The following is a 12,829-nucleotide window of genomic DNA, read 5'->3' on the forward strand; positions in this document are numbered from 1 at the left end:
CTATTTCTCGTAGGTGAACGTCGGAGCGTCCTTCTTGGAGCCCCAGTAGATGGGCCATTCGGACATTTGGGCGATTGCATAGAAGAAGCGGTCGCCCTGGTGGCGGGCGCGGTGGTTCTCGTCGGTGAAGCGCTCGGTACCCGTGCGGCTCCACTCGGCCATCCGGTCAACGATCGGGACGGTGATCTTGTTGCCGTCTTCGCCATTGCCAGCATAGGAAAAGGTGGCGGCGTCCATGCGGCCGGAGAACAGGATGTCGGCGGCGTAGTTGCCCTGCTCGTCGAACACCACAAACATCAGCTTGCCAGAGCGCCCACGGCAGCCACGGATATTGGTCTCGGTGATGATGTAGCTGTCCAGGCCCGTGAGTGCTAGGTCGATCGACATGGGCGAGTTCGAGTTGTCGCTCTCCTGCGACTGCCCTACTTCGCCGAACTGCCCTACCCCCAGATACGTGATGCCGCCGATCACCAGGTCACCGGTACCCGTGTGCGCGTATACAGGGCCGTCTTCGAAGTCGAGCTGGCAGGCGTACACGCTGAGGAACCTGCCCGTGGCGATGATATCGACCACGCTCTGGCTGAATGGGAACGTCGAGGGCATCAGAAGGCCTCCCTGAACTGGTAGCTGCCGTTCGACACGGCCTGGCGCACGGTCATGCTCCAGGTGTCCTGGGTCATGCGCATTTCGGAATACGGGTTGAGGTATTCGATGGCCGAACCAACCGCCAAGGTTTGGCGAATGCGCTTGTTCACCTGCACCAATGCCTGCCCCTGGGCGTTGGCCACGGCCGGCTTGATCACTTCAAACATCTCGCCGGCGATCGTCATGTAATCCCCGACCGAGAACATCTGAGCGTTTGGTGTGGCACCGCCGACCTGGATAGAGCGGGACTGCGACGGGCCACTCACGACCGTTAGAGCACCCACACTATTGCCACGACGCCGCGTGAAGGCTGGCACATTGACCGTACCGAACATCCCGTCCAGTTCGCCCAAGAACGACGACAGCTGCCGCTCCTGCTTGCGCGTGAGCAACCCGAACGTGATGGTGCATTGCCAATAGGCGCCCGGCTGCCCAACGATCTGCTGGGCGTTAGAGAGCGTTGAGGTGAAGGCACGGCTGTTATTGACTATGCCCCACGTCATTTCAGACGGGCGCAGCGATGCCGGCCATTGGATAGCCATGCAGTACTCCTTCTTGCTATCGGTTTCGGGCGATCAGTTGCCGCGCCGGGCCGTTCATCTTGAGGTCGCGCAGCACAAGGTTGTAGCCATCCTGCGCGCCCTTCTGTGCGGCCTGCTGGATTCGGGCCAGGGTGGCGTCGTCAGCAGTACCTTGGACGCTGATGTGCTGAACGATCCCGGGCGCCGAACTGGTCGACGCTTCGGGTTGGCTGGCAGCCATTTGCGTAGCGGTCGAGGCTATCCGCGGCGTCACGAATCCGCCGGAGGCGTAACCCCTGACGTTCAGCCCCTCCAGGTAGTTGCGCATACCTGGCTGGGCCACCACCTCCTTGCGGAGGACGAATTCACCGCCGTGCACCACACCCTTCGGTTCAAACTTGCCGCCGTCTCCGGTATAGCCGCCGGTGGAAAGCTGTTTTAGAGGCTCACTGAATCCAGTCATGGTGCCCTGTCCCAGCGATTGGCTACCTCCGGTGAGGAAACCGAATGCCGAGCCAAGGAAGCCGGCCGCAGCCTGCCGAACCTGGATGCGGATCAAGTCCTCGATCACGCCGTCAGCAAAATCCTTGAACGACAACTTACCAGTCTTCACGAAGGTGACCACAGCGTCTTCCATGTTGCTGAAGGCGTTGGTGAACAACGTTCGTGTCTGGCCTGCTACGTTCTGCGCCTGCTCCAGGTAGGTATTGAACGCTGCACGCGCACCTAACGACCAGTCGGATTGCTGCTCGTCGACACGGAGGTAGTACTGCTCCTGCAGAGCCAGGCGCTGATCCAACGCGTTCTGCAGCGCCGCGTTTTGCTTCTGGTAAAGCTCTTCGCTGATCCGCCCCTCGTTGCGCTGCTGCAAGAGGTTGTCCATTTGCTGTTGGTATTGCTGCTCGATGCTGAACCGCTCTTGCAGGCGCTGCTGGGCCAGGTCGCCAAGACCCATGCCGGCCAGGTTGTTGTCCAAGCCCACCGATGCGCGCTGCAGCTGGCTGTTCAGGTTTGCTTCGAAGGCCGCCAGTTTCTGCGCTTCTTCCGTTGCTACTTTACGCAGTTGCATTTCGCGCTCGAGCCCTGCGTTGCGCTTCAGCTGAGCAGTGATCAGCTCCTGGTTCGCCAGCAGCGACTTCTGGTCGGCCGTCAGGATCTTCTTGTCCTTGATGTCCGCCAGCTGCTGCTCCCAGCGCACCAGGGCTTGGCCAGCTTCGCCCAGCTTCTGCATCTCGCCGCGCTGGGCACCGATTAGGCCATTCTGCTGCTGGAGCACCGAGTATTGCTGGCGAGCTTGGTCGAGGGCCTTGGTGCCGGCGTCTTCGCGGTAGGCAGGGGGCTTCTGGTCCTTGTTTCTGTCCTCGATACCTTTTACCAGGGTATCGAAGGCGCCCCCGGAGATCTTGACGCCATCGAAAGTCACGCCGGCAAGTAAAGCGCTCTGCTTTCCTGTTTCTTTTGCAGCATCCCGCAGATCGAAGAATTGCTGCTTGAGGTCTTGAAGTGCCTTTCCTCTCTTTTTTTCCGGGCTAGCTTTGTCGAGTTGGTCGTTAATCTTCTTTTGCAGATCAGCCTGCTTCTGTAACGCCGCCTCGCCGTCAGCCCGGCTCTGGCGCTCTTTGGCGCTGGCCTCAATCCTCTTCTCAATCAGCGCGATCTCGTCTGTGTACTGCTTTTTAAGCGAGTCACGAGCTTTGTCACTGAACCAGAACTGATTGTCGATGTCCTTCACTTGTTGCTGCAGGACCTGCATGCGGAACTGCTCAGGATCGGCCGCCACTCCTTGTTTGAGCTCAGCCCAATAACGGCGCACCGCGCTTGTAGCTTCGTCCCAGAGCTTTGCAATCCCCCTCGTCGAATCGGTGATCTCCTCATTGCGACGGGTCATCTCCGCGGACACTTCGCCCGCCAGCAACTTCAAAGCGTCCATGTGTCGCCCCTGGTCTTCCAGGGCTTGGATCTGCTCAAATGTCGCCAGCGTGATGGCGTGATACCTGGAGTTGAACTCCAGTGCAAAGGCGGATACGTCGTTCTTCGCCTCAACGAACTGCCCTACAAACTTACTAGCGCTTTCGCCGGTCGCTGCGGAAAGCTGGGTAGCAGCAAAGGCGACCGCCTCAAATGCTGCCCCCGTCAGTTTCCCGGACTGAACCAGCGCTAGCAGAGCGTCGTTGGCCTCACTGAAGTATTTCCCGTTCGCCAGCTTGTTCTGTAGGCCCACCAATTGATTCGAAGACTTACCTGCAGCACCCCCTGTCGCGACCAGAGCCCTATTTAGCTCGTTGAGGTCACTAACGCCAGCGAACGCCGCGACTGATAACCCTGTAACTGCAGCTGCTCCGAGTGTTAGCGGACTTATGAGCCCCGAAACGTAGCCACCCATGGCTTTTGCTGCAGCGCCAATGCCGCCGAAAGAATCTCGGATTTGCGAGCCCTGCTGAAGAAGCACCGTTAGCGGGGCTTGCCCCCCCTGCAGGCTGACCACAATGTCGCTGAACTGGGCTGGAAGCATCCGCATAGCCGCGGCGGTCTGCTTAGCGCTTACGCCAGACCTGCCCAGGACGTCATTAAACCTTGCCAGTTCCTCCCGGGACCTTTGAATCTTCGCGTGGTATTCATTGAATGTTGCTGGATCGAGGTTGCCTAGGGAGCGCTGCTTGGATAAGCGGGTTTCAAGGTCGTCGAGGCGACCAAGCGCCTTGACGGTTGGATCAATCTCCCCTAGCAAAGCGGAGAGATCTTCCGCCTGCCCCTTCAATGCTTGGCCAGCCTTCTTTGCGCTCTGCTCGACTCCCGCAGCAGCTCGTTCAGCCCTGGTACCAGCATCGGTGAGACGATCTAAGTCCGTGGCAGCCGAAGCCGCATCCCCGGAATCAATCCGAATTCCCAGTTCGGCGATGGTTGGCATATTTTCTCCAAGCAATAAAAAACCCGCCGAAGCGGGTCGTGGCGTTACAAGTTCAGATCAGCCGTTGAGGATCTTCGCCTTGGCCGCCTCAAACTCCTCGGGCGTGAGGTGTCCGCGCTCTTTCAAGGCTGCGAGTTTCTCGAGCTGCTGGTAAGGATCGCCGGGCAGCTCTATCGAGCTGGCGACTAGCTGCGGCTGAGCGGGTTGCCCTGTGATCGCTGAAGCAGACCAAATGAGCGCAACTAGCCATCCGATGAATGTCCATCCCAGAAACAGGTTCAAGAGGAAAATGGGGGTTCCGTTTGGATGCCCTCTTTTGCCAGCGATAAACGTAGGCAAGAAATAAATGATGACCATGATGGCCAGTAGGATGAACGCTCCGAACGAGCTCGAATCCCCAGACATGCGCACCCTCCTTGTTGATGAGGGCAATCTACCATCGCAGGATGCAATCACCAAACTGAGTAATGCCACAAAAAGAAAAGGCACCCGAAGGTGCCCTCTCGATGCCGTTTACGGCCCATGCCCTACCAAATCGAACCCAGGCTAACCAAGCCTTTGCCTAGCACACCGCAGCTCAGCGTACCTAGCAGAACCCAGCCATGCCGAACGATGGCTTACGCCTTCGCAATACCCCCTCACTGAAGGGGCATTACGCTGTTTTCAGCCCAAACCTAACCAAACCTTAACCTGCCATGACCCGCCGAATCATGCCGAGCCGTGTCGGATGATGCTTCGACCGCAATGCGTTCTCATAAGAAAGGGCATGACACTAATCAGCGCAAGGTCTTAGTTGCCATCCCGCGTAGCGCTGAGAACTTCGCCACCTGATCCAGGTTATCCCGTCGCTGGTCGTCGGTAAGCTCGGTGATGCGCAGGTTTCTCAGCTTCTGTCCGGTGCTGCGGAACACCTTGCGAACGTTTCGCCCTAACTCCTCCATGGCCACGCCGGTCTGCTCATGCGGTGGAACCCAGCGGTAGCCACGCCCTCGTACCGACTGCAGGCAAACCTGGTGATCGCGCAGCAGCTCAGCCTTGAACGCCTCGACGTTTGCCAGCCATTCGAACTGCCGGTCGCGGAACTGCTCGACCGTGAGCGACTTTGAGTCGCTCATTGAAGGCATACCGAAGCGCGCCTCAAGCCAGTCGTGGCCTACTAGGTCGCCGTACTTGAACTCTTTGAGGAAGTCCTCTACCGCCTGCTTGTGGCCTGGATACTTGGCGATCTCAGACATAGGCCACCTCGAAGCGCCCGAAGCGCGGCCGGTACTCGCAGACGCCAATCAGCTTGCCGGCATCCTCGATGGCCTTCTTCACCTCCTGTAGGTCCAACACATCGGCGTTGATCGCCACCTCAAGCTGGCAAGCCCAGTCGAGAAAGATCGGCCGGTACCGCATGATCTTAGCCTGGCCAACCTTCACGCCACGGCAGTCGACGAAACGCTGATCCTCCCACAGCGCCTCCGGCGTCGATGGGCCGGCGAATTCAAGCTCAGCCTTGTCAGTCATTACCAGCGCCCCGCGCTTCCAGTGCGTGCCAAGCTTCTGAAGCTTGGCGCCTGCGAGGAATGTCGCGTCGAAGTTCGCGCCCGGTATGAAGAACCCGGACGATGAATCGAAGTAAGCGCCGGCGATGAACTCCGACCGAGCAATAGCCAAGTGATCATCATCAGTTTTCTTGCGCTTAGCGGTCAGCTCCTTGTGAGCTTTCGTCGCAGGGTGCAGCGGGTTGGCCAGCTTGTCGCTGTGCATCATCAGGGGCGAAGTGCCCTTGATGCTCAGGGAGAGCAATTCCATGCTCATTTCACAGCCCTCCGCGCCAAGTGCTCGAATCGGCCGCGAAGGTTCACCACTGCCGCCATCAAGAATTCGAACATGTCAGGGGTCGAGACGGGGATATCCCCTGGCGACATGACCATGCCCTTAATGAGGTCGCGCGTCGACAGTACGCAGGCATCGTCAGGCACCTCATGGACTTGCTGCCCGCCCTTGTGATCGAACGAGACCAGATAGCGCTTCTGTGGTCCGCCAACGATCTGGACCTGATCGCGTCTCGGCAAAAACTCACCCTCAACCACCGCATAGGCGGCAATGAAGTTTCGAGCGCCATCCAGGTGCTCTGCCGGAATATCTGCTGCGGAACGGACTCCGAACGCAGCATGCACTTGAGACCAGATCTTTGCCGTTGCGCGCCGCTGAATGTGAACAGGAAGCGCAGCGACCTTGCCCTTAACGATTGCACCGAGCATGTGGAATCCATCGGTACCAATGGTCTGGCCGAGCAGGGTCATCGATTGGTTTGTCTCGCGATGATTCACTGCGCGACCTTGATTCCAGTAGGACCACAGTGCGTCGTCGCATTCATTCTGGTAGTCGATCACGCCATCGCGCAGTTCGGGACGAACCTTGCTCGCATGAATCGACATCAACCAGCCCGCGAGCTTACGCAGAGGGAGGCATGCCATTTCGTACTGCTTACCATCGGCCCCAGTTGTGGTGATCATCACCATAACTGAATTGAACCGGCCGCCTTGAAGCTTTGCATGCTGGCTCTTCCAATCCAGCCCCATGCCTTCAACCACTGGCTTCATTGGGATGAATGGTTGGCCGTCGCGCTCAACGAGCAGAAGCTTTGCTGAGCGGAACGGGATGACACTGGATGCAGCTGTGCTATTATCGCCCATGACGTTGTTTTCCTGATCGATGACTGCGTTGATTCCCAAAGCCCTGGCCGTTGGCGCGACCGGGGCTTTTTCATGCCCGCTGTTTCTGCCCATCTTGCATTTCCTCCTCCAGGGATTTCCTCAAGCGGAATACGATCTCGCCGCTCAGGCTGCGCCCGTTTTCAGCTGCACGTTTCTCGAGCTTCTGCCGCATCGTGCACAGCATGCGTACCGCAGTGGTGATCTTGCTGGTTGACATACATGCCTCCTTTTTTGCGTTTTGTGAGTTTTATTGCTTTCTATGAGTTTGTCAAACGCATTTTTGCTTTTTGTGCGTTTGTATTACTCTAGAGCTATCCACGAGGCCCCTATGAATACTGAATTCGCGACCAATCTCATTCGACTGCGCGGCGAGAAAAACCTAACCCAGCAGGAACTGGGTGATGCAAGCGGCGTTTCGCCTTCTCAAATCTCGAGATACGAGGCTGGCCAGGCCAGACCGCGGAAGACTGTACTCGGGAAACTAGCTTATGCCCTGGGCGTGAGCGTCGATGAGCTGCAGGGGCAGCCCCCTGAGTCAGGAACTGTCACACTGATCCTTGAGGAGCCAGGCGGCGAAGACATGCCGTTGACCATCGACCGATCTGCCTTTGAGCTGCTGCAGAAGGCGGCCGAAGAGACTGGCAAGCCGCTGGGCGACATCGTGTCGGATACCCTGGTCTGGGGGCTGCGAATGATCAAAGAGAGCCCCGAATTCGCCGCCAGCCTGAAGCGCCAGATCAAGGACAGCCGGGAGCTGGATGACGGCGAGTAAGCCCGGCCGGCCATGCACCGGGCTTGTTATTGGATAAATTCACAGTCTTCGATTATCCGCTGGCAATGGCATAATGGTGGCACTAGACTCGATCCACTCACCCCACATTCCTCCTCGCCAGGTCTTTAAATGGATATTACCTCTATACCGCCAACTGTGTTTGTTGCTTTTGGCGTTATAACAGCAGCGCTTCTGACTGGTGTTTTCTCTATAATGAACATGGTTAGCGCTAAGGAAAATAAGGTTTCTGAGTTTAGACTGGCATGGATTGATGGATTACGAAATGAGATCGCGGAATACACCTCCGCAGCACAGGAAATATCCAGAGCGTACAACCCTGACAGATTTAAGCCATTAAGAACACACTCCCCAGAAGATGCGCACAAGCTACAAATAGATATTTACAAGGAAACTCGCGAGGCCTATGCAAAAGCAGCTGAAAATCTTACAAGAATTCAATTACGCCTAAATCCAGTACAAATAGAAAAAAACCCTGATAGCGACGAAGCTAAGCTTATGGCTGCTGTACTTAAAGCCAGGAAGGTTGGATCAAAATCACTTAATGACGTTATCAAAAACAGCAACGAGATAAGGAAAGCCGCTGCACCAATTCTTAAGAGCACTTGGAATTCAGTAAAGCTTGGGGAGCCTTCATACCGTAGATTCAGATCAATTGCGATCACAACGGTAGTTATAGGATTTTATTCAATTATCATTACTGCCGCTTACATCGGCTACAGCACTTACGCGCTAAAAAAAGAGAATGCGCACCAAGAGCAGATAAAAAAAACCATCGAGCTCAACAAAAAGCCCCAGCAAAACCAAGAGCAGAAATCTGGCTTATAAGATAACAAACTCGTTGACTTCTCCGCCCCAATACGCCAACGCACATCACAAGATTAGTAGCCTAAACAGAGAGCCCAGCGCGGGGCTGGGCTCTTTGATCAGCGCTCAGAGGTCAGTTGCTCATCCGATATATCTCTGTAGGCATCTTGCTCGGTGATGCGAGTGACCTTCTCAACTTCAGCTTTGACAAGTTTTCCAGCCCTGGTCTTCGTGACCAAATGAAGCATCACGACCTTACCACCCCACTCAGCTTCTTGGATTACATCCAAGATTGCATCAGAGACAAATGAGCCATCCCTAGGCAGGGTGGCAGTAATTTCGGTTTTACGCACTACATCATACAATGACAGCTTGTACTCAGCGGTCGATTTGTGATCGACCCCTAGAACTCTAAACACGCCGGCACTGCGATCCTCTACCGAAACGTTTCGTGGAGTCTTGCTTAGCTCTTCAACAACCGGGCCAGATAGATCGATCCCTTGCACGCTGATTGAGTCCGAATCCTTGGTTGCAGCTATTAGCTTATTATATGTGCCCGCCATGTGCTCCGAAATCGTTTGAACCTGTGGAGCGTGCTGCACGACCATGCCCATCAGCTGAGCGTATCGCTCAGAAGAGGCATCTGACACTTCTTTGACAAGCTCAAGCGTTTTCATTCGTTCTTGACGCTCAGCGTCAGATTCGATTTTAGCTAGCTCCGCTTTCCTCGCCTCGGATTGATGGTCGAGATGATTGCTATAACCAAGATAGCCAAACGCCATGGCTCCAAGCGCAAGAAACGTGATCAGCTTGTGCCTTGAATCCATGTTTTTGAACCCCTCACATAATCCGGCTGTGATGGCAGAGGCCTGCTCCTCCAGCTTAGCAACGAACCCTGAGCTTCCTTCACGAACCTCCACGAGGATCTTCAGGTCATCACGATCAGCATTCGTCAATCGCTTGCTGGAATCCGAGTAGCGAACCAGCGCGAACGACTTGTTGATGGTCTTCTGAAGGTCAAGGAAAGACTCCATGAGCTCAGGGGTGATGGTGGAATGGTAGCGCTCGCCTTTGACATGCATCTCAAAACGAGGCCAGTCCTTGAACTCGACGTCCGGTGCCGGAAGGTCGGGATCTCGTAGAAGAGTCTCCAGCAAAGCCAGCGCTGACTCATCGTTGTCAATTACTACCGTGCCCATCCTAGGTCTCCCCATCGCGATGGGCCGGCACACTACCATAGTGCCACTACGAATTCCCAGCGTTCAGACGAGCGCCCTGTCCACCCCTCCACCCTGGACGGAAAACCAGTAACCCGCCCAACCACCGCTGTAGTAGCGTTTGGCCTTCAAGACGATTAGGGATATTTGGAGGCAGAAGTGAAGATGCTCAAGAAAGCAGTCCAGTTGATCCGAAACGAAAGCAAGCGGCCCTGGTCGGAGGTTAGTAGCTGGGCCCTGGCTCCAATTGGTGGCGCAAGCAAATTTATCGCATGGGCTCTAACACTGGCCGTGTTGGGTGTAATGCCGGGCCTGATCCAAGCTACAAACGAGGTTGGCATTACCGCTCTCGGTGTCGGAGCATACAGCGTAATTGGTTTGATGGCATTGACCGCCGGCCACTTCAGGACTGTGGCCAAACGCTGCTCCGAGCTGCTCTACCAACGCCATTACAGATAATCCACTGACCGGATAACCAGCTTGGAAATGTAGCAGACACGCAAGAGCAGAAAGCCCAGCGCGGGGCTGGGCCGGTCGCTTTGACCTACCAACTACTGCGCTTGGGACGGTAATAGAGAAACAAGCTCACGGGTATCAAAAGCGCTATCAACAAGCAAAGGATGCTTACTCCACCATCCAGCTTCAGCCAACCAGCAATCGCAAGAATTTCTCCAACTATCCATGCAAGCACCCACTCACCCGTCGAGTACTTCCTAGGTCCTCCGCTCGAGCTCGCTCGGTTTTGCTTGGCCTTGTAAAGCGTTGAGCTTGAAATGCCGGTACCTGGAATTCCTGCCGTGACGCGAGTGCCGCGCTTGCTGAGATTGACAGTTGCCCCTTTGACGCCGAGCGAGGTGCTAACGCCACTCTTGCTAAGGTTGATTCGCACGCCGGGGGCGACTTTGATGCTTTTTCGAAAACGCAGCGCCATAGCTCGACTCCTTGAGGAAGGCAATGCGCCATCATCCATCAAACTTTATCCTCTCGCCATCCTGTCCAGCCATCCAGCGTGGATGGAAAGCCAGTAACTGGCCTGCCTGACGCCGTAGTAGCGTTATGCCTCCACAATACAGAGGTGGTGAACAATGCCGTACTTCACGAAGGATTCAGCGCAGTATTTTCAAGAGGAAACACCGGTTCGGAGCCTTCTGGGTGGTGACATATGGGGTACCGCGTATCCAATCGCGTCTGAAGTTCCTGTATCAGGCATCTATCGCTGCACAGGATGCGGCGACGAGATCACTTCGAATCGCGGCGATCGCTTCCCGCCCCAGAATACCCATCAGCACAACAGCCTTTCTCCGGTTGCCTGGAAGCTGGTTGCGCGCACAAAAACCAAATAATAGAACCGCCCCAGTCCGTTGCCGGAAAGCCCATGGACTGGGGCACGCACTAACAAGGAGCTGTGAATGTCGTTCAAAGTCGTTTCGCTAGGTATCGATCCCAGCGGTCGGATCCTAGTTACGCTCAAAAAGCAATCTACAGATGCTTCCACAACCCTTTGGGTAACGCCTGGAGTGCCGGTGGAAAGCCTAACCATTGGGCAAATCGAGCAACTCGCTCGACAGGAAGCAGCCAAAGAGCACGCCTGCTAAACCCTAGCGTGCAATTCCATGGCGCTGATCCGCTGAGCTAAAGCAGCATCAGACGCCGCTCGTTGGCTCGCCTCATTTTCGAGGCGAGCTGCTAGAGCCGATAATGCTTCACGAGCCTGCGTCAGCTCAATTTCCAATTTTTCGACTCGAATGCTTTCGCTCATCATTTTATCTCCTGCGGATTAACAGTTTGATTTCGCGTCCCGATGACGCAACACAAGGCGCGCCCGGTCGAGCCAGGGTCCTCCGGATACGACTATTCCTAAGACCACCCTAATCCGCCGCCTCGGCCATCACTACCAGCGCCTCGTTCTCCATGAGGCGGAGATCGTGAAAGGCTTCCGACAACTCGCGCCGCTTCAATCCGAGCATCTTGGCGGTTCCGGGGATGGCTGCGTAATCGAGCCCTGACGGCCCCCCCGGCCCCAAGCGCCATTGTGTACCCAGCGCTTCAAATAGGCAGAAGGCCGGCCATGCATCCGGCCAGACCTCTACATTCTCGGTTTCAATGTCGTCCAGGGTGAGCCCCAGAAACGCTAGCTGCTCGGCGGAGGGGCCCTGCTCATACAGGGCCCGCGCCGCCGCCTTCAGTTTCCCAGGCGGGCCGGGTTGTAGGCTTGCTGATAGGCGTCCAGAACTGCTTGCGGAGCTCCTACGCAGGTGGTCACCAGGTCAAGGATGGCCTCGTCGGTGAACCTGTCGTCGAAGCCCCAGCCAACGGTGACAGCTTTGATCTGCTCGGCCTGCAGCTGGATTTGTCCGGCAGTGAACCGCTCTAGGCTCGCGTTTTCAGACTTGGTCTTCTCAGCGTTGTCTTCGGACGCTTGGTTCCAACTGTCGTAGAGCTTGGCCAGCGCGGTGCGGTCGAGGTAGCGGAAGGTGAACTCCACCGGCACCGGCTCTCCCCCAACGCGCGGAATCTTCACCTCAGCGGTGAACGTGGGATTCTGCGCAATCTTGATCTTCGCCATGAGGACTCCTTACGCGCCGGCCAGGTAACGAAGCGAGCGAGCCGACAGGCCGACGCTGATGGTGCGGGTCATCACGTTGTTCCGCTCCATGGTCGGGTCGGGAGTGATGCTGACGTAGCCCGGGTACAGGATCTGGTCACCGTTGCGGAGCTTCATGCGGATCACGGCCAGTTCCTTGGAGGCGTCGTAGCCTTCCACGGCCTCGACGTACGCGGCGGTGGGCTGGTCCTCGACCACAATCGACAAGCTGGTTGGGTTCCGGTTGGTAGGGAACTGCTTGTCGTCGTCATCCTCCAGGTAACCAACAGTCGCATACTGCTGCTCGCCACCCGAGGAAGTGAACGAGGTTACCTTGGAGATCTGCACCCAGTCAGATACAGGCAGCACGGAGCCGACGCCGGCGCCAGCGGTGAAGCGCTCCACATTGCTGGTGTCCAGGCCTCCTAGGGAGAACGAGTCTGCGGCAACACTGGATGCCTTGACGGCTCGATCATTGATCAGCGCCCAGCCGGAGTTGACCAGCAGGATATCGCCGTTCTTGATGGTGTGGCCGGCAGCAGTAGCGACTGGTGGCTTGGCGTTGGTCAGCTTGGTAAAAGGGATGGCGGAGCCAATGACTCGTGCGATCTCAAGCACGGCGCCGTTCGGCAGCGGGAAGCGTGCGGCCATG

18 protein-coding genes are annotated in these 12,829 nt (G+C 56.5%); 4 read left to right on the top strand and 14 right to left on the bottom strand.

Annotation, left to right across the window (positions count from 1 at the left end; translation table 11 throughout):
* The 8 genes from J5M71_RS15795 to J5M71_RS15830 all read right to left on the bottom strand — a co-directional run bounded on the left by J5M71_RS15795 (position 1) and on the right by J5M71_RS15830 (position 6,996).
* The gene (locus J5M71_RS15795; protein ID WP_061302528.1) at positions 1 to 603 is read right to left on the bottom strand and encodes a hypothetical protein; all 603 of its coding nucleotides are present in this window, start codon (positions 601 to 603) and stop codon (positions 1 to 3) included.
* On the bottom strand, positions 603 to 1,187 hold the full coding sequence (locus tag J5M71_RS15800; protein WP_207833425.1) for a hypothetical protein: 585 nt from the start codon (positions 1,185 to 1,187) through the stop codon (positions 603 to 605). The genes J5M71_RS15795 and J5M71_RS15800 overlap by 1 nt, the downstream gene beginning before the upstream one ends.
* Positions 1,188 to 1,203: 16 nt before the next feature.
* Positions 1,204 to 4,074: a phage tail tape measure protein gene (locus J5M71_RS15805; protein WP_207833461.1), complete on the bottom strand. Its 2,871-nt coding sequence runs from the start codon at positions 4,072 to 4,074 to the stop codon at positions 1,204 to 1,206.
* 57 nt (positions 4,075 to 4,131) lie between these two features.
* A complete protein-coding gene (locus J5M71_RS15810) occupies positions 4,132 to 4,479 on the bottom strand; it encodes a superinfection immunity protein (protein WP_207833471.1) in 348 nt (115 codons plus the stop codon).
* Positions 4,480 to 4,850: 371 nt separating this feature from the next.
* Positions 4,851 to 5,309 carry a hypothetical protein gene (locus J5M71_RS15815; RefSeq protein ID WP_207833479.1) on the bottom strand — a complete coding sequence of 153 codons (459 nt, stop codon included), beginning with the start codon at positions 5,307 to 5,309 and terminating at the stop codon, positions 4,851 to 4,853.
* Entirely contained in the window at positions 5,302 to 5,877 is a 576-nt protein-coding gene (locus J5M71_RS15820) for a hypothetical protein (protein WP_207833481.1), read from the bottom strand. The genes J5M71_RS15815 and J5M71_RS15820 overlap by 8 nt, the downstream gene beginning before the upstream one ends.
* Complete coding sequence (locus J5M71_RS29315) at positions 5,874 to 6,851, bottom strand: phage antirepressor N-terminal domain-containing protein (RefSeq protein WP_243434217.1); 978 nt, start codon at positions 6,849 to 6,851, stop codon at positions 5,874 to 5,876. The genes J5M71_RS15820 and J5M71_RS29315 overlap by 4 nt, the downstream gene beginning before the upstream one ends.
* Positions 6,829 to 6,996, bottom strand: coding sequence for an Arc family DNA-binding protein (locus tag J5M71_RS15830; RefSeq protein ID WP_207833491.1), 168 nt, complete (start codon positions 6,994 to 6,996; stop codon positions 6,829 to 6,831). The genes J5M71_RS29315 and J5M71_RS15830 overlap by 23 nt, the downstream gene beginning before the upstream one ends.
* Positions 6,997 to 7,107: 111 nt before the next feature.
* Between J5M71_RS15830 and J5M71_RS15835 the strand changes: the two genes are divergently transcribed.
* A complete protein-coding gene (locus J5M71_RS15835) occupies positions 7,108 to 7,551 on the top strand; it encodes a helix-turn-helix transcriptional regulator (RefSeq protein ID WP_243434218.1) in 444 nt (147 codons plus the stop codon).
* 129 nt (positions 7,552 to 7,680) lie between these two features.
* Positions 7,681 to 8,397: a hypothetical protein gene (locus J5M71_RS15840; protein ID WP_207833495.1), complete on the top strand. Its 717-nt coding sequence runs from the start codon at positions 7,681 to 7,683 to the stop codon at positions 8,395 to 8,397.
* 98 nt (positions 8,398 to 8,495) lie between these two features.
* Here the strand turns inward: J5M71_RS15840 and J5M71_RS15845 are convergent, their stop codons facing one another.
* Both J5M71_RS15845 and J5M71_RS15850 read right to left on the bottom strand, forming a co-directional pair.
* Positions 8,496 to 9,575, bottom strand: a complete 1,080-nt coding sequence (locus tag J5M71_RS15845; protein ID WP_207833497.1) for a hypothetical protein — start codon at positions 9,573 to 9,575, stop codon at positions 8,496 to 8,498.
* A gap of 562 nt (positions 9,576 to 10,137) precedes the next feature.
* Positions 10,138 to 10,524, bottom strand: coding sequence for a DUF4236 domain-containing protein (locus tag J5M71_RS15850; protein WP_207833499.1), 387 nt, complete (start codon positions 10,522 to 10,524; stop codon positions 10,138 to 10,140).
* Positions 10,525 to 10,678: 154 nt separating this feature from the next.
* Between J5M71_RS15850 and J5M71_RS15855 the strand changes: the two genes are divergently transcribed.
* Together J5M71_RS15855 and J5M71_RS15860 are read left to right on the top strand one after the other, a co-directional pair.
* Positions 10,679 to 10,936 carry a protein L gene (locus J5M71_RS15855; RefSeq protein WP_207833508.1) on the top strand — a complete coding sequence of 86 codons (258 nt, stop codon included), beginning with the start codon at positions 10,679 to 10,681 and terminating at the stop codon, positions 10,934 to 10,936.
* A 66-nt stretch (positions 10,937 to 11,002) separates the two neighbouring features.
* Positions 11,003 to 11,188 carry a hypothetical protein gene (locus J5M71_RS15860; protein WP_207833509.1) on the top strand — a complete coding sequence of 62 codons (186 nt, stop codon included), beginning with the start codon at positions 11,003 to 11,005 and terminating at the stop codon, positions 11,186 to 11,188.
* On the opposite strand, the gene J5M71_RS15865 is transcribed toward J5M71_RS15860, so the two are convergent.
* The 4 genes from J5M71_RS15865 to J5M71_RS15880 form a co-directional block, all read right to left on the bottom strand.
* Positions 11,185 to 11,352 (bottom strand): hypothetical protein, encoded by a 168-nt coding sequence (locus tag J5M71_RS15865; RefSeq protein WP_207833511.1) that lies wholly within the window; start codon positions 11,350 to 11,352, stop codon positions 11,185 to 11,187. The two genes, J5M71_RS15860 and J5M71_RS15865, sit on opposite strands and share 4 nt — an antisense overlap.
* A gap of 109 nt (positions 11,353 to 11,461) precedes the next feature.
* On the bottom strand, positions 11,462 to 11,758 hold the full coding sequence (locus J5M71_RS15870; RefSeq protein WP_207833893.1) for a DUF1799 domain-containing protein: 297 nt from the start codon (positions 11,756 to 11,758) through the stop codon (positions 11,462 to 11,464).
* 17 nt (positions 11,759 to 11,775) lie between these two features.
* Positions 11,776 to 12,159, bottom strand: coding sequence for a phage tail assembly chaperone (locus J5M71_RS15875; RefSeq protein ID WP_207833513.1), 384 nt, complete (start codon positions 12,157 to 12,159; stop codon positions 11,776 to 11,778).
* A gap of 9 nt (positions 12,160 to 12,168) precedes the next feature.
* On the bottom strand, positions 12,169 to 12,828 hold the full coding sequence (locus J5M71_RS15880; protein ID WP_207833515.1) for a phage tail protein: 660 nt from the start codon (positions 12,826 to 12,828) through the stop codon (positions 12,169 to 12,171).
* Between the last annotated feature and the right edge of the window lies 1 nt (position 12,829).

The organism is Pseudomonas sp. 43(2021) (genome assembly GCF_017490805.1).
Classification (GTDB): Bacteria; Pseudomonadota; Gammaproteobacteria; order Pseudomonadales; family Pseudomonadaceae; genus Aquipseudomonas.